Below are 23,907 nucleotides of genomic sequence, written 5' to 3'. Positions count from 1 at the left end.
TGTCGCGCGACGGCCACTCGACGAGTCGTCTCCGCCGAAGCCCAAGTGCGCCGATGGGGCAGGTCTTTGACGACGAGTAATCCTCATCCTCCACCTCTCGCACAACGGCACCGGACCGGATGGCTCTGGGAGGTGCCCGTCAGCCGAACTGGCCGGGCTGGTAGTCCCCGGCGGGCTGCTGGTTGACGACGTTGATGCGGTTGTAGGTGTTGATGACGGCGATGAGGGAGATCAGGGCGACGAGCTGTTCCTCGTCGAAGTACTTGGCGGCGTTGCGCCAGGCCTCGTCGGTGACACCGCCGGCCGCGTCGGCGATGCGGGTGCCCTGCTCCGCCACCTCCAGGGCGGCGCGTTCGGCGTCGGTGAACACCGTGGCCTCCCGCCAGGCAGCGACCAGGTGGAGGCGCTGTGCGGTCTCCCCTGCGGCCGCGGCGTCCTTGGTGTGCATGTCGGTGCAGTAGCCGCAGCCGTTGATCTGGCTGGCGCGGAGCCGCACCAGTTCCTGCGTCGCGGCGGGCAGAGTCGAGTCCGCGACCGCCTTGTTGGCCGAGTTGATGTGCCGCAGCACCTTTCCCGCGAGGGGGTGACCGAAGTAGTTGAGACGCGATTCCACGGTGATCTCTCCTTGCCGAATTGCGGATACACCCAACTGACCGGGGGACCCCGCAATGTGTGACAGCAAGCCGGATGTGACGTGCATCTCGTACGCCCGCTTCGGTGGCCCTGGCGGAAGGTCGCGCCGGTTCCGCGTTCACCCCCGTGTGACAACATGTTGCCGCACAAGGTATGTTCGTTGTGCGCGCTTCGACACAAGGTTGTATGTCCGCGCCGCAGACGCCCGGACCCACGATTGCTTCAGGAGGCAATTCTCGGGCTGCCTCGGAGCTTCGACGTGGCGCTCAGCTCAGCGCGGAGCGCACCACCTGCCGGACCATGGGGGAGCGGTCCAACTCCGCCCTGATGTCGGCAAGGGTCTGGGCGGCGAGGGCCTGATGCCACGCCTGTTCGGCCCGGCGCATGGCCGCGTTGACGGCACACAGGCCGGTCGGCGGCGGTGACAGCTCGCCGATCTTGCCGCAGCAGCGGATCTCGGTGCAGTGGAACAGCTCTGTGCCGCCCTCGATGGCCTCCACGACATCCAGAAGCGTGATCTCCTCGAGAGGCCTGACCAGCCGGAAACCTCCGCGCGGCCCGGGCACGGAGGCCACGAGCTCGGCCCGGGCGAGCTGCTGCAACTGCTTGTTGAGGTAGGACGCCGAGAGGCCGTGGGCCTCGGCGAGCTGGCCGCTGCCCACCGGGCCGCCGCCGACCATGTCCAGGTTCAGCAGTGTGTGCAGAGCCCACTCGACACCCTTAGCCATTCGCATATTACGGACATTACATGTCCAGGATCGAAGCGCGGTAATGGCCGCTGACCTGCCGCTCCGGGCGGGCCGGGAGCGCTGCCGCCAATAAATCTTGACACTCGATATCCAGGATATGTAATGTCCAGGATTAGCGGCGTGGACCCCACGAGAGGCCGCCGCGGCAGACAGCCCCTGCTCACGGAGCACCGGCCCATCTCTCGGCTTCGAAAACGGAGAAGTTCATGAAGGATGTCCTGATCATCGGCGGCGGCTTCGCCGGAGTGTGGAGCGCGGCAGGAGCCGTACGCGCCGCTCGTGAGGCAGGCGCCGCCGGCGACGGAATACGGGTGACGCTGGTCAGCGGCGGTGACGATCTGGTCATCCGCCCCCGCCTGTACGAGGACGCCCCCGAAGGCATGCGGGTCGCGCTCGACCGCGTCCTCGGCCCGATCGGTGTACGCCGCGTCACGGCGACCGTCACCGGGATCGACACCGAGGCGCACATGGTACGTGCCGTCGGTCGCGCCGGTGAGGAAGTCGACCTGGCCTACGACAAGTTGGTGCTGGCCACCGGCAGTCAGGTCGTACGGCCCGACTTCCCGGGCTCGCAGGACGTCTTCGACGTCGACACCCTCTCCACGGCGGCCGCACTCGACAACCACGTGCGGCGGCTGCCCCAGCAGGCACCGTCCCTGGGCCGCTACACCGCCGTCGTGGTCGGTGCCGGATTCACCGGCCTGGAAATCGCCACGGCGCTGAGCGGACGGCTCCACTCGATCGCCGACCCGCACGGCGCCGCCGAAGAGGTCCGGGTCGTCCTGGTCGACCGCGCCGACGTGATGGGCCCGGAACTGGGCCCGGGCCCGCGCCCGAACATCGACGACGCGATCGAGGAGCTCAAGATCGACCGACGTCTGGGACGCACCGTGTCATCGGTGACCCGCCAGGACGTCACCCTCTCGGACGGCGAAGTGCTCCCCGCGGCAACCGTCGTGTGGACGGCCGGCATGGCCGCGAGCCCCCTCACCGCCCAGATCCCCGGGGAACGCGACCGGTTGGGACGGCTCAGCGTGGACGCGCACCTGCAGGTGATCGGAGTGCCCGACGTCTACGCGGCCGGCGACACCGCACTCGCCTCCGCGGAAGAGGGGCACACCACGACGCAGAGCTGCCAACACGCCCTGCCGATGGGGAAGTTCGCGGGTCACAACGTGGCAGCCGACCTCCTGGGCAGCCCCCTGCTCCCCTTCGTCTCCGACCCTTACGTCACCTGCCTGGACCTCGGCCCCGCCGGCGCCGTCTTCACGGAGGGCTGGGACCGCAGGATCACGCTGACCGGGGAGGAGGCCAAGACCCTCAAGCAGAACATCAACGGGGTCTGGATCTACCCGCCGACCGACGACCCGGAGCAGATCCTCGCTCAGGCGGGCCGCTTCTCCAACGGCTGACAGCAGGCGGCAGTACGAGAGCCCTCCAGCAAGGGACCGGCGTTCCGGGACCGGATGCGCTGGAGGGCTCTGCCACCCCATTCCGGTTGCCGGAGATCGAACTCTGCTTCTACGGTCGGCCGCATGGCGGACGACGAACTCACACGCGCGGCAGGACTGCTGGACGCCCAGGCCAAGGCGGCCCGGCTCTTCACGGAGATCGAGGAGCGCGGACTGATCGCACCAGGGCAGGGGGAGCGGGCGGTCAGTGACCGGATCCGTGACCTGGCCAACGAACTCTTCGGCACCACCCGGCACTGGCACAAGCGGATCATCCGCTCCGGCCCCAACACTCTCCAGCCGTACCGGGAGAACCCGCCGGACCGGGTGATCGGCGAGGACGACATCGTCTTCGCCGACTTCGGGCCGATCTTCGAGGAGTACGAGGCCGACTTCGGCCGGACCTTCGTCCTCGGCGACGACCCGGTCAAGCACCGACTGCGCCACGACCTGCCGATGGTCTTCGCGGCAGGCAAGCGCTTCTTCGCCGACACCCCCGACGTCACCGGCAAGCAACTGCACGCCGAGGTCGAGCGGCTGGCCGCGAACGCGGGATGGGGGCTGGGCGGCTGGCACGCCGGGCACCTGGTGGGCGAGTTCCCCCACGAGAAGATCGACGGTGCGGACACGGAGTCGTACATCACCCCCGCCAACGACACCCCACTGCGGCGCACCGACAAGGCAGACCGCTGTTGCCACTGGATCCTGGAAGTCCACCTCGTCGACTGGGAACGGGGCTTCGGCGGTTTCTACGAGGAACTGCTCACCCTCGGCTGAACCGAGACCGTGCATCACCTGTCAAGGTGGTGACGGCTGCCGCCGGGGTGTCGGGATCGCGCACCGCTCGCCGCCTCACACCCACCGAACCCGCCACCAAGGTGATCGATTGATCGCTACCATTGGTGCATCGCGCGAAAAACGATCGTGCGAACCGCCGTGCGGCCGTGCCCCGGGCGCGCCCCGGCGGTGGCCGACGCGGACGGAAGCGGTGGGTACATGCGGGAGTCGGCGCACAAGCGGCAGGCCCGGATCGCGGAGGTGGTGCGGGACCGGGGTGTCGCGCGCATCACCGATCTCGCCGACGAACTCGGCGTATCCGTCGTGACCGTGCGCCGCGACGTCGAGGAGCTCGCCCGGCGCGGAGAGGTGCGCCGCGGGCACGGGGTCGCGCGTTCGCTGCGGCCGGTGCCCGAGGAGACCGCCTCCGGGAGCGACGCGATCGCCATGATCGTCCCGGAGAGCAACACCTACCTCACCGAGGCCGTGCAGGGAGCGCGGGAGGCCGCGGAGAAGGCCGGTCTCCGGCTCGCCCTGCACATCACCGCCGGTCACGGCGGGGCGGAGCGCGAGGCGGTGCGCCAGGCCCTGGACGCCGGGGCCCGCGGCCTGCTGCTGTCGCCGCACTGGCGCACTCAGGAGGAGGCGGACGCGGACCAGTCGTGGCTGTCCGCCCTGGACGTTCCCGCGGTGCTGGTGGAGCGCCGCCCCGCACGGACCAGCGCGCTCTACCCGGTGGACTGCGTACGCACGGACCATGCGTACGGCGTGCACCTCGCCCTTGGGCACCTGGTCGACCTCGGGCACCGGCGGATCGTTCTCGCGGCGCGCGACGACAGCCCCACCGCGCGGGTCATCCGCGCCGAGTTCGCCGAGCAGACCGCCGCGCGAGGGCTGGCCGAAGGGTGCCGCACGATTCTCAGCTCGCCCACCGCCGGCCCCGACCCACGCGTGGCCGACCCGCGGGCGGTCGACCTCGCCGAGGCGGTCACGGAGAGCGGTGCCACGGCGGTGCTGATCCACAGCGACATGGACGCGCTCGTGCTGGTGCAGGCGCTGCAGAGTGCGGGGATCTCCGTCCCCGGAGCGTGCTCAGTGGTCGCGTACAACGACGTGGTCGCGGACATGGGACCGGTTCCGCTGACCGCCGTCGCCCCACACAAGGCGGAGCTGGGCCGGACCGGAGTCGACCTGCTGCTGCGGCGGCTCGAGATGGCGCGCAACGGGCTGCGCCCCGGTGCCACCCGCCACCTGGAGCTGCTGCCCGAACTCGTCATCAGGGGATCCACCATGCGGCACCACGGCTGATCGTTTGATCGCTTCACTTTCTTTTGTTCGATGTATTGACGTCTTTTTCTTCGGCCGATCAGGATGCCCGTATCCCCAGCCATCACGCGGGAGGGTCCATGCCTGGCCAACGACGCCCGGTCGGTCGACTTGTAGTGGCGATCCTCGCCATGCTGCTGACCGCCTGCTCCGCCTCCGGCGGCAGCGACACCGCCAAGGACGGGGGGCAGGTCCACCTCACCTTCTGGTCGGCGCTGCGCGGCACCCAGGAGGTCGTCGACGAGTACAACCGCATCCAGAACAAGGTCAGGGTCGACTTCCAGCAGGTCCCCTCCGGACCGCAGGGCGGCTACGCCAAACTCAGCAACGCCGCCCGCGCCGGCAACGCCCCCGACGTCGCCACCATCGAGTACCCGCAACTGCCCGGCTTCGCCATCGACGGTGTGCCCCGCGACCTCACCAAGCTCCTGCCCGATTCGGTACGCCGCAAGATCCTCCCGCAGGCGCTGGACCTCACCACTCTCGATGGACACACCTACGCCGTGCCGGTGGACATCGAGCCGATGATGTTCTTCTACCGCAAGGACGTGTTCACGAAGTACGGCATCCCGGTCCCCAAGACCTGGGCCGAGTTCGAGAGTTCGGCCCGCAAGCTCAAGAAGGCCCAGCCCCACGCGCGTCTCGCCAGCTTCTTCACCAACGGCTCCCTGCACATGGCCGGTTTCGCCTGGCAGGCCGGCGCCCAGTGGTTCCGGACCTCCGACGACACCTGGCAGATCTCCATGACCGACGCCCCGACCCGCAAGGTCGCCGCGTACTGGCAGCACCTGGTGGACGAGGACCTGGTGCGCGTCGAGCCCGTGGACAGCCAGCAGTGGCGGGCGCATCTGCAGAGCGGTGAGACCGTCGGCTACACGGCGGGCGCCTGGGCGGCGGGCTCACTGATGAACTCCACTCCCGGCGGAAAGGGAAAGTGGGCCATCGCGCCCCTCCCGCAGTGGGACCCGGACAAGCCGTCCCTGGGCACCCAGGGCGGATCGACCTTCACCGTCACCAAGGACAGCCAACACCCCCAAGAGGCGCTGGACTTCATCACCTGGATGGTCACCAGCCCGGACGCCCTGCGCGCCAAGCTCTCCAGCGGCATCAGCAGCGCCTACCCCGCCGTACCGTCGCTCGTCCCCGTGGCGCGCAAGGAGATGGACACCAGTTACTACGGCGGCCAGGACATCTTCGGCCTCTTCCAGCAGTCCGCCCGGCTGATCTCGCCCCGCTGGCAGTGGGGGCCGCGCATGTCCTCCACCATCACCTCCGTCGAGGACGGCTTCGCCAAGGCCGGAGCCGGCAGCGGCACCATCATCGGCGCGCTCCGCGAGGGACAGCGCAGGACGCTGCCCGACCTGAAGAGCCTCGGCCTGTCGGTCACTACCCACTGAGGTGCACCCATGAGCACAGCGATCTCTCCAGGGAAAACGCGCAAGCGGACGGGGACGACAGCGAGGGCCGAGAGCCCGGCCCGCCCCGGCAGGGCCGGACGCCGACAGCAGATGCTCGCCTGCGCGACCCTCCTGGCCCCGTTCACGGCACTACTCGTCGCCGTGTTCCTCGTGCCCGTCGGCTACGCCATCGGCCTCAGCCTCTTCTCCGAGGACCACAAGGGCCTCGGCTTCGGCGGCGGCACAACTGTCTTCACCGGCCTGCGCAGTTACCTCGCGGTGCTGACCGACCCGAGCTTCGTCTCGGGGTTCGGCGTCATCGCCCTCTACTGCGTGATCTTCGTGCCGGTCGTCGTGATCGGCGCCCTCGCGCTCGCCCTGCTCCTCGACTCCGGACTGATCCGGCTGCGCCGCACCGCGCAGATGCTGCTGTACGTGCCGCACGCCGTGCCCGGCATCATCGCCGCCGTCATCTGGCTGTACCTCTACACCCCCGGCCTCAGCCCGGTCATCAAGGTCTTCGCCCAGGCCGACATCACCATCGACTTCCTCGGGCTGCACACCGTGCTCCCGTCGATCGTCAACATCGCCCTGTGGAGCGGCCTCGGCTACAACATGGTGATCTTCTACGCCGCGCTCCAGGCCCTGCCGCGCGAGGTGATCGAGGCGGCGCGGATCGACGGCGCCGGCGGCATCCGCACCGCGCTCCTGGTCAAGGTGCCCATCATCAAGGGGTCCGTCGTGATGGTGTGCATGTTCGCTCTGATCGGCGCACTCCAACTGTTCACCGAGCCCATGCTGATGAACCAGGCCACCCCGATGGTCAACTCCCGCTTCACACCGAACATGTACATCTACGACGCGGCCTTCCGCCGCAACAACTACGGACTGGCCTCCGCGGCCTCCGTCATCCTCCTCATCGTCACCTGCGCCCTGTCGTACGCCGTGACGCGCTGGGCCGGCCGCAGGGAACGGAGCGCGCGATGACCACGACCACCACGACTCCCACGAACACCTCGGCCGGGCGGCCGGGCCGCTCCCTCGGCAGCGGCGGGCTGACCAGCCGCACCGTCGCCAACACCGTGGTCGTCATCGCGGCCCTCTACACCCTGCTGCCGGGCCTGTGGCTGCTGCTGGCCTCCACCAAGAACGCCGACGCCCTCTTCGGCAGCGACATCCTCTCCTTCAGGGACTTCTCGCTCTGGCACAACCTCCGCGACCTTTTCACCATGGAGGACGGCGTCTACGGCCGTTGGTATCTCAACAGCCTGCTGTACGCGGTGGTCGGTGCCCTCGTCGGCTCACTGATCAGCGTCGCCGCCGGCTACGCCTTCGACAAGTACGAATTCCCGCACAAGGAGAAGCTGTTCGGGCTCGTCCTCACCGGCGTCATGGTCCCGCCGACCGTACTGGCCCTCCCGCTCTACCTGGTGGCCTCCGGCATCGGCCTGGTCAACACCTTCTGGGCGGTTTTCATCCCCGTCCTGTTCAACCCCTTCGGCGTCTACCTGGCCCGCCTGCTGAGCAGCGGCTACGTACCCAACGAGGTGCTGGAGGCGTCCCGGGTGGACGGCGCGGGCGAACTGCAGACATACCTCCGCGTCAGCCTGCGCATGCTCGGCCCCGGCTTCGTCACCGTCTTCCTCTTCCAACTCACCGCCATCTGGAACAACTTCTTCCTGCCGATGGTGATGCTCTCCAACCAGCACCTGTATCCGCTCAGCCTCGGGCTCTACACCTGGAACAGCTCCGCCACCGTCTCGCCCGAGTACTACCCGCTCGTCGTCATCGGCTCGCTGCTCGCCGTCGTCCCGCTGATCGTCGCGTTCCTCACGCTGCAGCGCTACTGGAAGTCCGGTCTGACCGCAGGGAGCGTCAAGTGACCCACCCCGACCTCCGGTCCCGTCGCCCGCGCGCCGTGCTCGCCATGGCACAGCGGACCGCACAACAGGTCCTCGACGCGGACGCACGGGCCCGGCTGGCCGACCTCACCGACATCGACCCGCAGCTCGTCCTCGACGATCTCACCACCCCCGCCGCCCACCAGGCCCTCGCCGACGCCGAGTTGCTCATCACCGGCTGGGGCTGCCCGCCCGTCGACGCGGCCGCCCTGGACGCCGCGCCCCGGCTGCGCGCGGTCGTCCACACCGCCGGGACCGTACGCCACCACATCACCGCAGCGTGCTGGGAGCGAGGCCTCGCGGTGTCCTCCGCCGCCGCGGCCAACGCCGTGCCGGTCGCCGAGTACACCCTCGCCATGATCCTGCTCGCCAACAAACGCGTCCTCGACACCGCTCGCGTCTACCACGCCGAGCGCCGCCGCATCGACTGGAACGAACGCCACCCCGACGCGGGCAACTACCGCCGCACGGTGGGCATTCTGAGCGCCTCGGTCATCGGACGCCGCGTCATCGACCTGCTGCGCCCGCACGACCTGACGGTGCTGCTCCACGACCCCTACGTCCCGGACGCCGAGGCACGCGATCTCGGCGCGCACCCGGTCCCCCTCCCGGAGCTCTTCGCGCGCAGCGACGTCGTCAGCGTGCACACACCACTGCTGCCCGAGACCCGCGGCCTGGTCAGCCGCTCCATGCTGACCCGGCTGCGCAACGGCGGCACGCTGATCAACACCGCGCGCGGCGCCGTCGTGGACCAGGAGGCCCTGACCGACGAGGTGGTGGCCGGGCGCCTCCACGCGATCCTGGACGTCACCGAGCCGGAGGTGCTGCCGGCCGAATCGCCCCTGTGGGACTGCCCGAACGCCCTCGTCACCCCGCACATCGCCGGTTCGAAGGGCGGCGAACTGCGCCGCCTCGCCGACCTGGCGCTGGCCGAGGTCGAGTCGTACGTCCGCGGCCGCCCCTTCGCCCACCCCGTCCGGCCCGAATCCCTGGCCCGCCTCGCCTGAGACCGGCTCCCGCAACGAACAGGACACGTGGCCCGTCATGCCTGAACACCCCCTCGAACTCCCCGCAGACGACCGCATCCTCAGCCCGTACACCGGCTACACCCGCGCCCACTGGGAAACCACCGCCGACCTGCTGCTGGCCGCCGCGCTCCGCTACGCCACCCCCGGCCACGCCCTGATCGACCTGCCCGGCCCGCCGTCCCAGTCCGGGGTGCGTTCCGACGGCCTGGAAGGCTTCGCCCGTACGTTCCTGCTGGCCGCGTTCCGCACCGCCGGAGCGTCGGGCAAGGATCCGCACGGCTTCCTGGAGCGCTACACCGCCGGGCTCGTGCGCGGCACCCGCACCCCCGGCCGAGACGACGCCGAGTCCTGGCCGGAGATCGGCCACCACGGGATCCAGGGCCAGCCCATGGTGGAGTCCGCATCCGTGGCGCTGGCCCTGCGCTTGACCGCGCCCTGGACCTGGGACACCCTCCCGGCCGCCGACCAGGACCGCGTCGAACAGTGGCTGCGCGGCGCGCTCAGGCACACGCCCGCCCCGAACAACTGGTACCTCTTCCCGCTGACCGTCGCGGGCTTCCTGGAATCCGTGGGGCGCGGTGACGCCGAGACACGGCAGGCGATCGAGCGCGGGCTCGGTCTGCTGAACGGCTGGTACCAGGGCCAGGGTTGGTACTCCGACGGCGACGGCCGCGCCTTCGACCACTACAACGGCTGGGCCCTGCACTTCTATCCGCTGCTCCACGCCCACCTGGCGGGGGACAGGGCGCTGCTCGACCAACTCGGTCCGCGGCTGGGGGAGTTCCTCGACGGCTTCGCTCTCCTCTTCGACGCGAACGGCGCCCCGATCCACCACGGTCGTTCCCTGACGTACCGCTTCGCCGCCGTCACGGCAGTCGCCCTCGGCGCCCTCACCGAGGTGACGCCGCTGGCCCCCGGCGCCACCCGCCGCGTCCTCAGCGGGGCGCTGCGCCATTTCCTCGACCGCGGCGCGTTGACCGCCGACGGCCTTCTCGGCCTCGGCTGGTACGGCCCGCACGAGGCGACCCTGCAGCGTTACTCCGGTCCCGGCTCCCCGTACTGGGCCTCCAAGGGCTTCCTCGCCCTGCTGCTCCCGCCCGAGCACCCGGTGTGGACGGCCACCGAGGAGAAGGCACCCGCCGAAGGACCCGACCGCGCGCTCGCCGTCCCTGCCCCCGGACTGCTCATCCAGACCACGGGCGCGGACGGCCTGACCCGTCTGCACAACCACGGCAGTTACAAGCTCGACTCCCGGCAGCCGGAGCGAGCCCCCGGCAACCCGCTCTACTCCCGTCTCGCCTACTCCACCCGCACCGGCCCGACCAGCGCCGCGAACGTCCCCGACAACCACATCGCCCTCCAGGCACGCGGCACACGCAGCGCCCGCCTCCGCATCGACCCCCTCGCCGCCGGCCCCGACTGGCTCGCCTCCTGGCACCGGCCGGTCTTTCCCGAGGGCGGTCCCGTCCTCCCGTCGGCCCGGATCGAAAGCCTGACGCTCGTGCGCGGCAGGCTGGAGTTGCGCGTGCACCGAACCGTCGGCGTACCGGCGACAACGCCAATCCACCACAGCGGATGGGCAGTTGCCCTGATGCCCGAGGACGCCGTCGAAGCCGAGCGGACCGAACAGACCGCGGAGGTACGGCTCAACGGGCCAGAGGTGACGAGCCAGTTGCTCGGCCTGCACGGCTGGCAGACACAGCGTGCCGTCCGCGCACCACAAGGCACGGCGTACGGCCCCTGGGCCCTGGTCCCCGAACTCACCGGAACGGTCGGCGAGGCAGGCGCCGGCACGGTGTTCGTCGCGCTCGCCTCCCTCACGGGTGAACCGGACCCCGCCCCGCTCGCCGGACAGGCAACCGCCGAGGTGAACGGCCTTGCCGTCACCGTCTGTTGGGCCGACGGAGCGCGTACGGTCATCGACTTCGGCACCGAAGGACACGACGGCGACCACGGCCACGACTCCCGCTCAGGCCAAGGCATTTCCGTCACCGAGCAGGCGCCGTCATGACGCTGCGCCTGGGCCTGTGCTCCGTCACCCTGCGCCACCTCGACGTGGCCGGCGTCCTCGCTGCCGCGGTCGAGGCGGGGCTGGACTGCGTCGAGTGGGGCGCCGACATCCACGTGCCGGCGGGTGACGAGGCCGTCGCCGTCGCCGTCCGTACCGCCACCGAGGAGGCGGGCCTCGCGGTCGCCTCGTACGGCTCCTACTACCGTGCCGGGCACACCGAACCCTCGGCCTTCGACGGCGTCCTGCGCTCGGCCGTGCTGCTCGGTGCGCCCCGCATCCGGATCTGGGCGGGCACGACGGGCACCGACGACACGTCGCCCGACGCGAGGGCAGCGGTCATCAGGGACACCCGTCGCGCGGTGGCACTCGCGGCCGACGCGGGCGTCCAACTCGCGTACGAGTTCCACCGCAACACCCTCACCGACGGCGCCGACCGGACCCTCCGACTGCTCGACGACATCGACCACCCGGGTGTCCGCACCTATTGGCAGCCGCCGCTCGACGTGCCGGACGCCGACGCGCTCTTCGGCCTCGACACCCTGATCGACCGCGTCGCCGCGGTGCACGCCTTCTCCTGGTGGCCCGGCACCACCCGACACCCCCTCTCCTCCCGCACCGAACTGTGGCGGGCGGCCCTCTCCCGCCTGCGCGCGCACGACGGACCGTTGGACGTCCTCCTGGAGTTCGTCCCGGACAACGACGAGAAGGTGCTTGTCCGCGAGGCCCGAACCCTGCGGTCCTTCGCGAGTCCGTCCCGCGTGGGGTGACAACCCATCCATCGGATCTCGACACACCAGATCTCGACACATCGGATCTCTCGCGTTGCATTGACGCGCAACACCCACAGTTCTACGTTCCATTGCTGTATAGCTCCGATGAATAGCTGAGCCTGCCTGGAGGCAACGTGTCCAGCCCCTCCGTGCCCGACCCGTCCAGACGTACCGTCCTCGCCACCGGATCCGCCCTGGGCGGTGTGCTGTTGACCTCCGGCCTGACCACCCAGGCGTCCGCGGCCGACCAGACCGAGGCGGCCACTGCGACCCACGACGACCCCTGGCGGATCGTGCTCGACGACGCCGACATGGTCTGGCAGAAGATGCCGACGGCCTGGTACGAAGGCCCGTTCCTCGGCAACGGCTTCCTCGGCTCCGGGATCTACGCCGAACCGGGCGCCGCGTCGACGGCCGTGCGCTTCAACATCCAGCACTCCGAAGTGCAGGACCACCGCCCCGAGTTCGGCTCCCTCTTCGGCCTGGCCCGGCTGCCGATCGGCTACTTCACGCTGGAGCCGGTGGGCGCGATCACCGGTCTGGACTGGCGACTGTCCCTGCGCGACGCCGAGTTGACCGGCACGCTCACCACCGAGAAGGGCACCCTCGCCCTGCGAGCGCTCGTCCACAACGACCGCTCGGTCCTCGCCGTGGAAGTCACACCGAGCGAGGGAGAGCGCGGCTTCCGCTGGGTGTTCCACCCGGCGGACGCGATCAGCCCAAGAGCCGCGTTCAAGCCACTGCCGGACGGCTACCAGGGCAACCCACCCGCTCAGGTCGCCGACCACGACGGGGTGAGCGCCGCCGTACAGCCGCTACTGGCAGGCGGACAGCACGTCACCGCGTGGCGGGAGCGCACCAGGGGCCGGACACGGACGCTTTACGTGCACGTCGCGCACTCGTATCCGCAGACCACGGCTCTGCCGCGGGCGCTGAAGACGGTCCGCGCCACCGCCCAACTCCCGTACTCCGCCCTGTCGGTGGCCCACCGCGCATGGTGGCAGGCCTACTACCGCAAGAGCTTCCTGTCCCTCCCGGACGCCCGAATCCAGCGCTTCTACTGGATCCAGCTCTACAAGGCCGCCTCTGCCGCCCGCCGCGACGCCCCCGTGATGGCGACCAGCGGCCCCTGGCTGGAACCCACCCCGTGGCCCAACACCTGGTGGAACCTCAACGCCCAGCTGGAGTACTGGCTCATCCACGGCTCCAACCATCTCGAACTCGACGCGATCACCCGGGCGTTGAGCGAGTTCCGGGACAACCTCGCCAAGGAGGTGTCGGCGCCGTACCGCTCCGACTCGCTGGGCATCCCGCGGACCACCGACCCCCATCTGGTCAACGGTGCGGCCGACCCCCTCATGGGGTACGGCGTCGGCATCCCCGGCCAGGACCCGCCGACCCCCGAAGTCGGCGACCTCACCTGGGCGTTGCACAACGTCTGGCTCAGCTACCGCCACACGATGGACAAGTCGATCCTCCGGGACGTCCTCTTCCCGCTCCTCCGGAAGGCGATCAACTACTACCTGCACTTCCTCGAGCCGGGCCCGGACGGCAAACTGCACCTGCCCGCCACCTTCTCCCCGGAGTACGGCGGCGACTCGCGCGACTGCAACTACGACCTGATGCTCCTGACGTGGGGCTGCCGCACCCTCCTCGAATCCGCCGAACTCCTTGGCATCAACGACGAGTTGGCGCCCCGCTGGCGAGAGGTGCTGGCGAAGCGCGTCGCCTATCCGACGGACGCGAACGGCTTCATGATCGGCGCGGACATCCCTTTCGCCAAGTCGCACCGCCACTACTCGCACCTGCTTGCGGTCTACCCGCTGTACGAGGTGACCGGCCGTACCCCCGACGAACGCGCCCTGATCGAGAAGTCACTGGCGCACTGGGTGGGCTTCGAGGGCGCCCTCCAGGGCTACACCTTCACGGGTGCCGCCTCGATGTCCGCGCTGCTGGGCAAGGGCGAGGACGCACTCCAGTACCTCGGCGAGCTCATGACCCGCTTCATCCAACCCAACACGATGTACCAGGAGTCGGGGCCGGTGATCGAGACGCCCCTGTCGGCGTCCCAGTCCCTGCACGACATGATCTGCCAGTCCTGGGGCGGGATCATCAGGGTGTTTCCCGCACTGCCCGCCGCCTGGGCGGACCTGGCCGTACACGACTTCCGTACGCAGGGCGCCTTCCTGCTGAGCGCGCGGCGCCAGGGCGGCACCACCCGCTGGGTGCGACTGGTCAGCGAGGCGGGCGCTCCCTGCGTCGTACGGCACGGGATCCCGGGAGCGATCGACGTACGGGACGGCTTGGGCCGCCCTCGCCGGTACGCCGAAGCAGGCGACGGTGCCATTCAACTCACCCTTCGCAAGGGGGAGTCGGCGCTGATCACCGCCAAGGGCGACCATCCCGACCTGACCGTGGCGCCCGTACGCCCGAACGGGGAAGCGGCCCGTTGGGGGTTGCCCGTCACTTGAGCGCGACGGGGACGGTGGCCGGGCCGTGCACGGTGACTCCGGGGCGGGGACCGGGCGGGCCCGTGAGGTGGAGGGCGGGGAAGCGTTCGGCGAGGAGGCGGAGAGCGGTCTCGGCCTCCAGGCGGGCCAGCGGGGCGCCCAGGCAGTAGTGGATGCCGCTGCCGAAGGTGAGATGGTCGGGGCCGCCGGTGCGGGTGATGTCGTAGCGGTCGGGGTCGGTGAAGACCTCGGGGTCGCGGTTTCCCGCCGCCAGCAGCAGCAACACCGTGCTGTTGGTCGGGATGCGGTGGCCGGCCAGGTCGACGTCGGTGTGCGCCGTGCGCAGGGTGGCCTGGAGCGAGGGTTCGTAGCGGAGGGTCTCGTCGACGGCTCCGGCGGCCAGTTCGGCGGGTGCCGCGGTCAACTGCTTCCACTGCTCGGGGTTGCCGAGGAGACACAGCACCGCGTTGCCGATCAGGCTCGCCGTGGTCTCGTAGCCGCCGACGAGCAACAGACGGCAGCTGGAGAGCAGTTCGTCGTGGCTGAGGCCGCCCGTGTCACGCGCGGCCAGCAGCGTGGTGATCAGGTCGTCGCGCGGCTCGGCCGCACGCGCCGCGAACAGGCCCTCGAAGAGGGTGTCCAACTCGCCGACGGCCGCATGGAATTCCCGGAGTTCGCGCCGGGAGCCGAGCCCGTCGAGCGCCGCGCCGATGACCATGCCGCAGTGGGCCAGCCGTCCGACGGTCGCCTCGTCCACCGCGTCCAGACCCAGCAGCAGCGCGATGACCTTCACGGATAGAGGGGTGGCGAAGTCGGAGATCAGGTCCGCCCGGCCGCTGGACGCGGCCCGTGCCGCCAACCGGTCGAGCAGTTCCCGGGCGGTCGTCTCGATGGTGACGCCGTAGCGGCTCACCATGTCTCCGCGCCGGAATGCGGGTGTGGCGACGCGCCGGGTGCGGGTGTGGTCCGGCGGATCCTGCTTCAACATGCTCTCGCGCACCAGACCGAGCGCGGGACGGGTGAGGTCGTCGCTGAACGTCACCACGCCCTCGGTGGTGCGCACCCCGAACCGGCTGTCGCGCAGCACCTCGTCGCAGACGGCGTACGAGCCGGTGGCCCAGTAGCCGAGTCGGCTGCGGTACAGCGGGCCCCGTTCGCGCATCGCGCGGTAGATCGGGTACGGGTCGGTGCCGGGCCGCTGCATACGGCACAGCGGGTCGCCGAGCCGAGCGCCGAGCGCCGTGACCGCCCGGTTCAGCAGGATCCGGGGGAGAAGCAGAGCCTCCTGGCGGAGCGTCGGCGAGTAAGTCGCCGACGCCTTGGGGGTGTTCATGCGCCGTCGCTCCCCAGACGCACCGGCAAAGTGGCCGGTGCGTGCATGATCACGGCCGGGTTCCAGTCCGGTTCCCCCGCCGTGGTCAGAGCGGGGAAGCGCGCACGTACCCGGGGGAGTGCGACGGCCAGTTCGGCGCGGGCGAGGAAGGCGCCGAGGCAGTAGTGGATGCCGTGGCCGAGGGCGAGCGCGGCGTCGCCCGCGCGGCCGGGGGCAAAGCGGTCCGGGTCGGGGAAGGCCCGCGGGTCTCGGTTGGCCGCGGCAAAGGCGATGCGTACATCTGCGCCCGCCGGAACGGTGCCGCCGTCGAGTTCCAGATCCCGTACGGCGATGCGGGGGATGGAGCTGAACAGCGCGGGGCCGCTCCAGCGCAGCACCTCCGCCACGAACCCGTCGTCCAGGGGCAGTTCGGGGTGTGCGAGCAGTGCGAGGACTCCGTGGTCCAGTGCCGCCGCGGTGGTCTCGAAGCCGACGATCCACAACGCCCAGAGAGTGGCGAGCAGTTCACGCTCGGCGAGCCGGTCGGGATCGTCGTCACGGGCGCGTACGAGCGCCGAGACCAGGTCGTCCTGTGGCTCGGCGGCGCGGGCGGCAGCCAACTCGCGGAAGTAGCCGGTGAGATGCTCGGTGCGCGCGTCCGCGACGGCGAGCTGGTCGGGCCGTCCGCTGCCGAACGCGGCGACGATGTCCTGTACGCACTCGGCGAGTTCGGCGCGATCCCCCTCGGGGACGCCGAGCAGCTCCGAGAACACCTGCAGGGTGAACGGCACCGACAGCGACCGGTGCAGGTCGCTCTCGCCTCCGTCGTGCAGTTCGGCGGCGACGGTGTCGAGGAGCCGGTCACAGATCGCGGCCATCCGGGCGCGCAGCCCCTCGACCCGGCGCGGGGTGAAGTCGCGGGCCACCAGCCGCCGCAGCCGGGCGTGTTCGGCACCGTCCTTGAGCAGCATCGTGTCCAGCCGCATGGCGAGCGACGCGTGTCCGCCGGCCGCGGGGAGCTGTTCGGGCGCGCGCAGTGCGTCGCCGGCGAGCAGGGCCTGCGCGTCGGCGTGCCTGCTGACGAGCCAGAACCCCGCGGGCGTACGGTGCACCGGCTCCTCCTCGCGCAGCCGGGCGAGCACCGGGTACGGGTCGCGCGCGGCCTCTGGTGAGGACAGCAGGATGAGGGCGTCAACGGTGTTCGTGGTCATCCCCGGGCCTCCAGCCGTACGGGAAGGTCGGTGGGCATACGCATCACACGGGCCTGCCGCCAGCCCGGTTCACCGCCCTCGGACAGTTCGGGGAAGCGCGTGTGCAACCGGGGCAGCGCGGTGGAGAGTTCGGCGCGCACCAGGAAGGCGCCCAGGCAGTGGTGGATGCCGTGGCCGAAGGCCAGGTGAGTGCTGTTGTCGCGGGCGGGGTCGAAGCGGTCCGGGTCGGGGAAGGCCGCCGGATCACGGTTCGCCGCGGCGATGACCACGCGTACGTCCGACCCCGCGGGGATCGGGGTACCGGAGAGCACCACGTCCTCGGCGGCGATCCGCGGCACCGAACTGATCAGCTCGGGCCCACTCCAGCGCAGCACCTCCTCCGCGAACGCCAGTGCCTCGGGCTGCCCTTGGCGTAGCCAGTGGCCCGTGCCGGGGTGGGCGAACAGGGCGCGTACGGCGTGGTCGAGTGCGGCGGCGGTGCCCTCGAAACCCACGATCCACAGGATCCAGAGCATGCCGAACAGCTCACGCTCGTCCAGCCGGTCAGGGTCCTCGTCGTGGGTGCGCACCAGCGCCGAGACCAGGTCTCCGCGCGGGTCGCTGCGCCGCGCAGCAGCCAACTCCGTGAAATAAGTGGCGAGTTCGTCGGTCCGGGCGTCGGCACGGGCCAGCAACTCCCGGGACACGTCCGTCACTCCGGCGACGATGTCCAGCACGGTCTCCGCCAGCCAACCGCGGTCGCTCTCCGGAACCCCGAGCAGCTCGGCGAAGACCTGGAGCGTGAAGGGCTCCGACAGGGCGGCATGCAGGTCGACGGTCTCGCCGTCGCGCAGCGGTTCCTCGACGGCGTCGAGGAGCCGGTCGCAGATCTCCGCCATCCGGGCGCGCAGCGTGTCGACCCGGCGCGGGGTGAACTCCCGTGCCACCAGGCGCCGTAGCCGCGTGTGCTCCGGCGGGTTGCGCAGCGGCAGGCTCTCCATCAGCACGGCCGTCGAGCTGTGCTCCACCGCGGGCGGGAACTGCTGCTCCAGCCGTTCCCGGTCGGGGCTCGCGAACAGCCGGTCCGCCCCAGCGAGCACGGCCTGCGCATCGGTGTGGCTGCTCACCAGCCAGAACCCGGCCGCCGTACGGTGCACCGGCTCCTTCTCCCGCAGCTCCCGCAGAAACGGGTAGGGGTCGCGGCGCGCCTCGGGCTCGGCGATCCGGGCGAACACATCGAACGCAGACGATATGTGAGTATCCGTCATTTCTGTTGCTCCGCCTTCCTGCGGGCTTCCGCTCCGTACCGGGCGACGCTCAGGAACCAGGCGTAACAGGCGTCCACCCACTGTCCGATCACCCGTGCCTGGGTGCCCTGCGGGCCGTCGACGTCGAGTGCGGTCAGCAGTGCGTCGTGCCGGGTGCGCAGCGCGGTGAGTGTCGCCAGGACCGCGGGCGCGGCCTCGTACGGTGTGATGCCGTACTCCTCCGCCAGCACCCAGCAGGCGTTGAGCGCGCCGTCCTTCTCGTCCTTGGCGAAGGAGAGCAGGTCGTTCTCCAGCCGGGGCACCAGGCAGGCCAGTTGGGCGAGTTCGGCGAGCGCGGGCGGCAGCGGTTCGCCGGGCGGCAGCAGGCCTCGGCCCGGTTCCAGACGCTGGAGGACGATGCCCGGCAGGATGTGGGAGCTGGCCACTCCGTCGGCGAGGTACTCGGGGAAGCGGGGCCGCCGACCGGTGCGCGCCCACTCCCACTCGTGCACGTAGCCGTCCAGCGCGTCCAGCACGTACGAGGTGAACTCCGGCAGGGCGGCCGCACCGCCCGGCAGTGCGAGGACCGCTTCCCGTACGTCGAGGAAGGCCCGGTGGTAGTGGTCGGGCGACTGCGGGAGCGTCCCGTCCAGCAGGATCGGGCCCACGGCCGCTCGGTAGGAGGCGGCGGGATGCCCGGCCTCGACCACCTGGTCGTCGAAGGCGATGATCATCGTCCAGTACATGGACATCGCGCGCAGCAGCGCCTCGGGGGCATCCGGTGCGACCGTCGCGGCCAGCTGGGTACAGGGGCCCTGGGCCATCGCGGCCGCCTGGCGGCGGTCGTAGAGGCCCAAGTCCAGGGCCCAGCGCCGTACTTCGGACTCCACGCGGTCCACGGTCGCGGGGTCGGGAGCGAGTACCCACTCGCCCGAGGCGGTGGACTCCAGCGGCAGGCCGGGGGCGGGGCGGGCGTGGGCGGCGGCCAGGTGCCGGCGGGCCCACGCGGTCACCTCCAGCGCGTCCCGCAGGCCCGTGTCCGCGTCCCTCGATTCCCTCGTATGCACGTCAACCGGCTGTGTCATGGGCGGTCGTTCCTCGTCATCGGAGGTCAATCCCTCGGTCGGGCCGTCATGGGCAGGGCGTCGGGTTCCAGGGAGCCGGAGGCCACCTCGCGCACCGTCAGCCCCGGCGGTGCGGTGAGTCGCCAGCGGCGTACCACCGCCGCCGCGATCACGGTCATCTCCGTACGGGCGAACACGTCGCCGATGCAGCGCCGTGAACCGGCGCCGAAGGGGAGGTAGGCGGCGCGGTCGACGCCGTTGCGGCGCTCCGGCGACCAGCGGTCGGGGTCGAAGCGCAGCGGGTCGGGGTGCAGTGCGGGGTCCCGGTGCAGGGCGGTCGGGCTGAAGAGGACCTCGTCGCCGGGGGCCAGTCGCACTCCGCCGCCGAGGTCGAGCGGCTCGGCGGCACGGCGCATGAGGAGCCAGATCGGCGCGTGCAGCCGCAGCGTCTCGCTCACCACCTGCTGCGTGTACGGGAGTTGGCGCACGTGCTCGAACCCGAGGTCCTCGCCGTCGGCATGGACGGCGTCGACCTCGGCCTCCACCCGCTCCCGGATCTCCGGATGGCGGTCCAGCTCGTAGAAGAGCCAGGACAGCGACACCGAGGTGGTCTCGGTGCCCGCTCCCATGATGGTCAGTGCCTCGTCGCGCAGTTGGGCATCGCTCAGACCCGCGCCGCCGTCCTCGTCCCGTGCGGCCAGCAGCATCGACAGCAGGTCGCCATGGTCCCGGCCGTCCGTCCGGTACGCCGACACCACCTCGTCGATCACCTGGTGCAGCCGTGAGACGGCCGCGTCGAAACGACGGTTGCCCGGGGTGGGCACCCTCTCCCACCAGGTGACCGGGGACAGGGTGCGGCGCGCGACCCCGGCACTGACCAGGGGGAAGAGCCGGAAGCACTCCTCGGCGGCCCGCACCCCCACATCGGAGGAGAACAGCGAACGGGTCACGATGCGCAGCGCCAGGTCGTGCATCTCGCGGTCGACCCGCACCACGGCCCCGGCCGTCCATCCGCCGCTGGTCGCCGCCGCCTCGGAGGCCATGATCCGCACGTACCGGCGGATACGTTCCTGATGGAACGCGGGCTGTACCAGTGGCCGTTGGACCTTGTGGGCGGCCGACCGGCAGGTCAGGATGCCGTCGCCCAGGACGGGGCGCATCTTGTCGAAGAAGCGGCCCTTGTCGAGGGAGCCCGAGCTGTCCGCGGCCAGCAACCGCCGTATCAGATCAGGCGAGTTGAGCAGGTGCACGGGCCGCCGGCCGAGATAGACGCGGACGGCGTCCCCCTCGGCACGCAGGGACTGCAGGTAACCGAGCCGGTGGCGGGCCAGCGCCGCGGCGTGGCCGAGCCCCGGCCACCGGCCGGACGCCACCGGGACCGGCGAGGCCGTTTCAGGGGCGGGGGCGCGCGGGGTCGTCTCCCGCGTCCCGCTCACCGGCCGTACCGCCGCTCGCGCGCGCCGTAGGAGTGCAGCGCGGTCCGCAGGTCCTGCTCCGTGAAGTCGGGCCACAGGGCGGGGCAGAAGAACAGTTCCGACTCGGCCGCCTGCCAGGCCAGGAAGCCGGACATCCGCTGCTCACCCGAGGTTCTGATCACGAGGTCGGGCTCCGACCAGTCGCCGGCCGTCATATGGGCGTCGATCAGCTCGGCGGTGAGGGTGGCGGCTATGCGGTCACCGGTCTCGTCCCGTGCGGTGGGGCCGCTGAGGTACGAACGCAGCGCGGAGACAACGGCGTTGCGTCCGCTGTAGGCCACGGCGAGGTGGACGAGCATGCCGCGCACATGGCGGGTGGCCCGTTCCGCCGCCCGCAGTCGCTCGGCCGTGGGCTCGGGGAGCAGGCCCAGGTCACCGACGGGTGCCAGGCGCCAGCGGCCGGCTCTCGCCAGACCGGCGACGCTCTCCTCGACCAGGGTGAGCATCGCGGCGCACTCCTCCGGGCCGCGCCGCAGATTGCCCGGCGACAGCATCCAGAGGGTCACGGTCTGTACGCCCGCCTGGTCGCACCATCCCAGCACTTCGGGGATCCGTGCGGCGCCCTGCCGGAAGCCGGCGCCGGCGGGCAGCCCGCGCTGTCTGGCCCAGCGGCGGTTTCCGTCCGGGATCAGGGCGATGTGCTTCGGTAATTGGCGGGGGAGAGGGGCGGTCGCTTGCTGTACGGCCATGGCGCTGCTCCAGTGCTACGCGCGATCGGGGACCGCGCCTTCGACGTCACGGGGGAGGTGTTGCGCGAAGGGTGCCGCTGGACCTGGGAACCGCCGGTCCCGGCGATGCGGGTGCCGCCGGCCGGCAGAACCGCGGCCTCACCGTAAGTGGTCTGGACCATTGAGGTCAACGGACTTGATAATTCAATTACTCGTTAAACCAGTTGTTCATCTGGGACTGCGAGGTCAGGCCGCCTCTGGCCGGTGCATCCTCATTTGGTATCGAGTGATACCGTTTCGAATGAATGGACAGCTGTAGTCTGGCCGCATGACCGCCGACGTTCCCCGCAGAACCACCGCCTCGCGTGCGACCGACCGCCCCGGTGACGAATCCCCTTTCGCTCTCGGTCTGTTGCTGCGTCGCGCGCACTGGCGTGCGGCCACGGTGATGTCGGAGGCGCTCCGCCCGCTCGGCATCGAATTGCGGCACTTCGCCGTGCTGATCGTGCTGGTGGACCGCGGGCCCACGGTGCAGCGGGACCTGGCTGCGGCGACAGGGTCCGACAAGGCGGGAATCATGCGGGTCGTGGACGACCTGGAGGGCAAGGGTCTGGCCGTACGCAAGTCCGTGCCCGGAGACCGGCGGGTGCGGGCGGTGGAGATCACGCCTCGGGGGCTCGAGCTTTTCGACGCGGCCCATGTGGCGGCGGAGCCGCTGGCGGAACGTCTGGTCGCCGAACTGGGGCCCGGTGAGCCGGAGAAGCTGACGGACCTGCTGACGCGGTTCACGCATCCCGCAGACGGTGAGGCGTAGAAGCCCGGGGGCACAAACGACGAGGACGCCGTGTGGCGACCTGTATCGAGGCGTCACACGGCGTCCGTCGTAGGGGAGTTACGCGGCGACGCGCTCCGCGAGTTCCTTGGCCTTGACGGCCGCGTCCTCGAAGGCGCGCCGACGGGAGGCCTCGAAGAGGGGGACCAGTTCGGACATGGCCGGGTTGCGGGGGGCCATGGTGAGTTCCGGGACGATGAACTCGAGGTCCAGACCGAGGGTGCCCTTGAGGACGGCCTCCAGGTAGGTCTGCACGAACTCGTAGCCCTCGCGCGGGGTGCCCGGCGCGTAGGAGCCGCCGCGGCTCGCGACGACGACGACCGGGGTGCCCTTGGCGGAGGGGTTCTCGCCCGCGGTGCGGCCCAGCAGGAGCACGCTGTCCAGCCACGCCTTGAGGGTCGACGGGATCGAGAAGTTGTACATGGGGGCGCCTATCAGGATGGCGTCCGCCTGCTCCAGCTCCTCCATGAGCTTCACGCGCTCGGCGAACGCGGCGGACTGCTCCGGGGTGCGCTCGGACCCGGCGGTGTAACCGGCCGACCAGGCGGCGGCGGTGATGTGCGGGACGGGGTCGGCGGCGAGGTCGCGGTAGACGACCGTGCCCTCCGGGTGCTGCTCCTCCCAGGCCTTGCGGAAGGCGGCCGTGACCGAACGGGACGAGGACGCCTCGCCGGGGAGTACGGACGAGTCGATGTGCAGCAGTGTGGCCATGGTTTTTTCTCCGGTGTGCAGTGCCCGGGCGGGGAGCCCAGGGGCGGTCGATCCATGCTCGACGATGGTGTCAATCAAGATGGTCTTGAATGATACTGTCGCGAGTGTAACGGAGATGAGCACGTCGAGCAGATGGGAGTCAGGCGATCATGGACGTCTATGGGGCGGTCACGAGCCGACGGGCGGTGCGTGGGTTCACGGAGCAGGAGGTCCCGGGGGAGGTGCTGGAGCGCGTGCTGTCCGCCGCGGCTTGGGCGCCGTCCGCGTCGAACCTTCAGCCGTGGCACACCTACGTGCTGGCCGGCGGGCCGCTGGCCGAGCTCAAGAAGCGCGCCGGTGAGCGCCTGACGGCGGGGGACGCCTGGGACGAGCCCGAGTACGAGCAGTACCCGACCGCGCTGAAGTCCCCGTATCGCGATCGCCGATCCGCCTTCGGTGAGCAGCGCTACGGCGCACTCGGCATTCCGCGCGAGGACATCGAGGCGCGCCAGCGGGCCTCCTCCGCGAACTGGGACTGCTTCGGCGCCCCCGCGGCCCTGTTCTGCTACATCGACCGCGACCTGGGCTCGCCCCAGTGGTCGGACGTCGGCATGTATCTGCAGACCGTCATGCTGCTGCTCCGCGCCGAAGGGCTGCACAGTTGCACGCAGATGGCGTGGGCGAAGTTCCACAAGAGCGTCGCGGAGGTCGTGTCACCCCCGGACGAGCTGATCCTCTTCTGCGGCATGTCGATCGGGTTCGAGGACGTCACGGTGGATCACTGCCGCACGGGACGGGCACCGCTCGACGAGACGGTCACGTTCGTCGGCTGCTGACACCGCCCGTCCTCGGTCGAAAAGGGCGCGTTTTCCTGTCGCGCCCGCAAGGCGGTTCATGTTCCATATTGCACACATATTCCGGACGAAAGGCATGCTC

The 23,907-nt window shown here is 70.5% G+C and carries 21 protein-coding genes; 12 read left to right on the top strand and 9 right to left on the bottom strand.

The window, feature by feature from the left end; all coding sequences use genetic code 11:
• Positions 1 to 139: 139 nt before the first annotated feature.
• Positions 140 to 613 (bottom strand): carboxymuconolactone decarboxylase family protein, encoded by a 474-nt coding sequence (locus OG303_RS07725; protein WP_405866117.1) that lies wholly within the window; start codon positions 611 to 613, stop codon positions 140 to 142.
• Between the two features lie 286 nt (positions 614 to 899).
• Complete coding sequence (locus OG303_RS07720) at positions 900 to 1,367, bottom strand: RrF2 family transcriptional regulator (protein WP_405866115.1); 468 nt, start codon at positions 1,365 to 1,367, stop codon at positions 900 to 902.
• 221 nt (positions 1,368 to 1,588) lie between these two features.
• Here OG303_RS07720 and OG303_RS07715 point away from each other — a divergent pair, with 221 nt between their 5' ends.
• From OG303_RS07715 to OG303_RS07670, 10 genes are all read left to right on the top strand, one after another.
• Entirely contained in the window at positions 1,589 to 2,794 is a 1,206-nt protein-coding gene (locus tag OG303_RS07715) for an NAD(P)/FAD-dependent oxidoreductase (protein ID WP_405866113.1), read from the top strand.
• Between the two features lie 123 nt (positions 2,795 to 2,917).
• Positions 2,918 to 3,610: a M24 family metallopeptidase gene (locus OG303_RS07710; RefSeq protein ID WP_405866111.1), complete on the top strand. Its 693-nt coding sequence runs from the start codon at positions 2,918 to 2,920 to the stop codon at positions 3,608 to 3,610.
• A 219-nt stretch (positions 3,611 to 3,829) separates the two neighbouring features.
• Complete coding sequence (locus OG303_RS07705) at positions 3,830 to 4,918, top strand: LacI family DNA-binding transcriptional regulator (RefSeq protein ID WP_405866109.1); 1,089 nt, start codon at positions 3,830 to 3,832, stop codon at positions 4,916 to 4,918.
• A 98-nt stretch (positions 4,919 to 5,016) separates the two neighbouring features.
• Positions 5,017 to 6,333: an ABC transporter substrate-binding protein gene (locus OG303_RS07700; RefSeq protein WP_405866108.1), complete on the top strand. Its 1,317-nt coding sequence runs from the start codon at positions 5,017 to 5,019 to the stop codon at positions 6,331 to 6,333.
• 9 nt (positions 6,334 to 6,342) lie between these two features.
• The gene (locus OG303_RS07695; protein ID WP_405866106.1) at positions 6,343 to 7,320 is read left to right on the top strand and encodes a carbohydrate ABC transporter permease; all 978 of its coding nucleotides are present in this window, start codon (positions 6,343 to 6,345) and stop codon (positions 7,318 to 7,320) included.
• Entirely contained in the window at positions 7,317 to 8,216 is a 900-nt protein-coding gene (locus OG303_RS07690) for a carbohydrate ABC transporter permease (RefSeq protein ID WP_405866104.1), read from the top strand. The genes OG303_RS07695 and OG303_RS07690 overlap by 4 nt, the downstream gene beginning before the upstream one ends.
• Positions 8,213 to 9,241, top strand: a complete 1,029-nt coding sequence (locus tag OG303_RS07685) for a hydroxyacid dehydrogenase (protein ID WP_405866102.1) — start codon at positions 8,213 to 8,215, stop codon at positions 9,239 to 9,241. The genes OG303_RS07690 and OG303_RS07685 overlap by 4 nt, the downstream gene beginning before the upstream one ends.
• Positions 9,242 to 9,278: 37 nt before the next feature.
• Positions 9,279 to 11,273, top strand: a complete 1,995-nt coding sequence (locus OG303_RS07680) for a DUF2264 domain-containing protein (RefSeq protein ID WP_405866100.1) — start codon at positions 9,279 to 9,281, stop codon at positions 11,271 to 11,273.
• Positions 11,270 to 12,040, top strand: coding sequence for a sugar phosphate isomerase/epimerase family protein (locus OG303_RS07675; protein ID WP_405866098.1), 771 nt, complete (start codon positions 11,270 to 11,272; stop codon positions 12,038 to 12,040). The genes OG303_RS07680 and OG303_RS07675 overlap by 4 nt, the downstream gene beginning before the upstream one ends.
• 137 nt (positions 12,041 to 12,177) lie before the next feature.
• Positions 12,178 to 14,514, top strand: coding sequence for a glycosyl hydrolase family 95 catalytic domain-containing protein (locus OG303_RS07670; protein WP_405866096.1), 2,337 nt, complete (start codon positions 12,178 to 12,180; stop codon positions 14,512 to 14,514).
• Here OG303_RS07670 and OG303_RS07665 read toward each other — a convergent pair.
• Genes OG303_RS07665 through uppS form a run of 6 tightly spaced genes read right to left on the bottom strand, consistent with a single transcriptional unit; the run spans position 14,507 to position 21,470 of the window.
• On the bottom strand, positions 14,507 to 15,826 hold the full coding sequence (locus tag OG303_RS07665; RefSeq protein ID WP_405866094.1) for a cytochrome P450: 1,320 nt from the start codon (positions 15,824 to 15,826) through the stop codon (positions 14,507 to 14,509). The two genes, OG303_RS07670 and OG303_RS07665, sit on opposite strands and share 8 nt — an antisense overlap.
• Positions 15,823 to 17,016, bottom strand: a complete 1,194-nt coding sequence (locus OG303_RS07660; protein WP_405866092.1) for a cytochrome P450 — start codon at positions 17,014 to 17,016, stop codon at positions 15,823 to 15,825. The genes OG303_RS07665 and OG303_RS07660 overlap by 4 nt, the downstream gene beginning before the upstream one ends.
• Complete coding sequence (locus tag OG303_RS07655; RefSeq protein WP_405866090.1) at positions 17,013 to 18,263, bottom strand: cytochrome P450; 1,251 nt, start codon at positions 18,261 to 18,263, stop codon at positions 17,013 to 17,015. Before OG303_RS07655 ends, OG303_RS07660 begins: the two co-directional genes overlap by 4 nt.
• Positions 18,260 to 19,327: a hypothetical protein gene (locus OG303_RS07650; RefSeq protein ID WP_405866088.1), complete on the bottom strand. Its 1,068-nt coding sequence runs from the start codon at positions 19,325 to 19,327 to the stop codon at positions 18,260 to 18,262. The genes OG303_RS07655 and OG303_RS07650 overlap by 4 nt, the downstream gene beginning before the upstream one ends.
• Before the next feature lie 26 nt (positions 19,328 to 19,353).
• A complete protein-coding gene (locus tag OG303_RS07645) occupies positions 19,354 to 20,742 on the bottom strand; it encodes a cytochrome P450 (protein ID WP_405866086.1) in 1,389 nt (462 codons plus the stop codon).
• Positions 20,739 to 21,470: a polyprenyl diphosphate synthase gene (gene uppS / locus OG303_RS07640; RefSeq protein ID WP_405866084.1), complete on the bottom strand. Its 732-nt coding sequence runs from the start codon at positions 21,468 to 21,470 to the stop codon at positions 20,739 to 20,741. Before uppS ends, OG303_RS07645 begins: the two co-directional genes overlap by 4 nt.
• Before the next feature lie 307 nt (positions 21,471 to 21,777).
• On the opposite strand from uppS, the gene OG303_RS07635 reads away from it, so the two are divergent.
• Positions 21,778 to 22,263, top strand: coding sequence for a MarR family winged helix-turn-helix transcriptional regulator (locus OG303_RS07635; RefSeq protein ID WP_405866082.1), 486 nt, complete (start codon positions 21,778 to 21,780; stop codon positions 22,261 to 22,263).
• Positions 22,264 to 22,341: 78 nt separating this feature from the next.
• Here the strand turns inward: OG303_RS07635 and OG303_RS07630 are convergent, their stop codons facing one another.
• Positions 22,342 to 22,992: an FMN-dependent NADH-azoreductase gene (locus OG303_RS07630; RefSeq protein ID WP_405866080.1), complete on the bottom strand. Its 651-nt coding sequence runs from the start codon at positions 22,990 to 22,992 to the stop codon at positions 22,342 to 22,344.
• A 149-nt stretch (positions 22,993 to 23,141) separates the two neighbouring features.
• On the opposite strand from OG303_RS07630, the gene OG303_RS07625 reads away from it, so the two are divergent.
• A complete protein-coding gene (locus OG303_RS07625) occupies positions 23,142 to 23,807 on the top strand; it encodes a nitroreductase (protein ID WP_405866078.1) in 666 nt (221 codons plus the stop codon).
• The last annotated feature ends 100 nt before the right edge of the window (positions 23,808 to 23,907 follow it).

This window comes from Streptomyces sp. NBC_00005 (assembly GCF_045160215.1).
Taxonomy (GTDB): domain Bacteria; phylum Actinomycetota; class Actinomycetes; order Streptomycetales; family Streptomycetaceae; genus Streptomyces.
Note: the sequence above shows the minus strand (reverse complement) of the source record. Positions and strands in the feature narration are given on the sequence as shown.

Coding starts and splice junctions, on each gene's coding strand:
- OG303_RS07680 (WP_405866100.1), top strand. CDS start 9,279: ATGCCTGAACACCCCCTCGAACTCCCCGCAGACGACCGCATCCTCAGC.
- uppS (WP_405866084.1), bottom strand. CDS start 21,470: ATGGCCGTACAGCAAGCGACCGCCCCTCTCCCCCGCCAATTACCGAAG.
- OG303_RS07625 (WP_405866078.1), top strand. CDS start 23,142: ATGGACGTCTATGGGGCGGTCACGAGCCGACGGGCGGTGCGTGGGTTC.
- OG303_RS07700 (WP_405866108.1), top strand. CDS start 5,017: ATGCCTGGCCAACGACGCCCGGTCGGTCGACTTGTAGTGGCGATCCTC.
- OG303_RS07695 (WP_405866106.1), top strand. CDS start 6,343: ATGAGCACAGCGATCTCTCCAGGGAAAACGCGCAAGCGGACGGGGACG.
- OG303_RS07665 (WP_405866094.1), bottom strand. CDS start 15,826: ATGAACACCCCCAAGGCGTCGGCGACTTACTCGCCGACGCTCCGCCAG.
- OG303_RS07715 (WP_405866113.1), top strand. CDS start 1,589: ATGAAGGATGTCCTGATCATCGGCGGCGGCTTCGCCGGAGTGTGGAGC.
- OG303_RS07705 (WP_405866109.1), top strand. CDS start 3,830: ATGCGGGAGTCGGCGCACAAGCGGCAGGCCCGGATCGCGGAGGTGGTG.
- OG303_RS07635 (WP_405866082.1), top strand. CDS start 21,778: ATGACCGCCGACGTTCCCCGCAGAACCACCGCCTCGCGTGCGACCGAC.
- OG303_RS07690 (WP_405866104.1), top strand. CDS start 7,317: ATGACCACGACCACCACGACTCCCACGAACACCTCGGCCGGGCGGCCG.
- OG303_RS07650 (WP_405866088.1), bottom strand. CDS start 19,327: ATGACACAGCCGGTTGACGTGCATACGAGGGAATCGAGGGACGCGGAC.
- OG303_RS07655 (WP_405866090.1), bottom strand. CDS start 18,263: ATGACGGATACTCACATATCGTCTGCGTTCGATGTGTTCGCCCGGATC.
- OG303_RS07630 (WP_405866080.1), bottom strand. CDS start 22,992: ATGGCCACACTGCTGCACATCGACTCGTCCGTACTCCCCGGCGAGGCG.
- OG303_RS07660 (WP_405866092.1), bottom strand. CDS start 17,016: ATGACCACGAACACCGTTGACGCCCTCATCCTGCTGTCCTCACCAGAG.
- OG303_RS07720 (WP_405866115.1), bottom strand. CDS start 1,367: ATGCGAATGGCTAAGGGTGTCGAGTGGGCTCTGCACACACTGCTGAAC.
- OG303_RS07710 (WP_405866111.1), top strand. CDS start 2,918: ATGGCGGACGACGAACTCACACGCGCGGCAGGACTGCTGGACGCCCAG.
- OG303_RS07675 (WP_405866098.1), top strand. CDS start 11,270: ATGACGCTGCGCCTGGGCCTGTGCTCCGTCACCCTGCGCCACCTCGAC.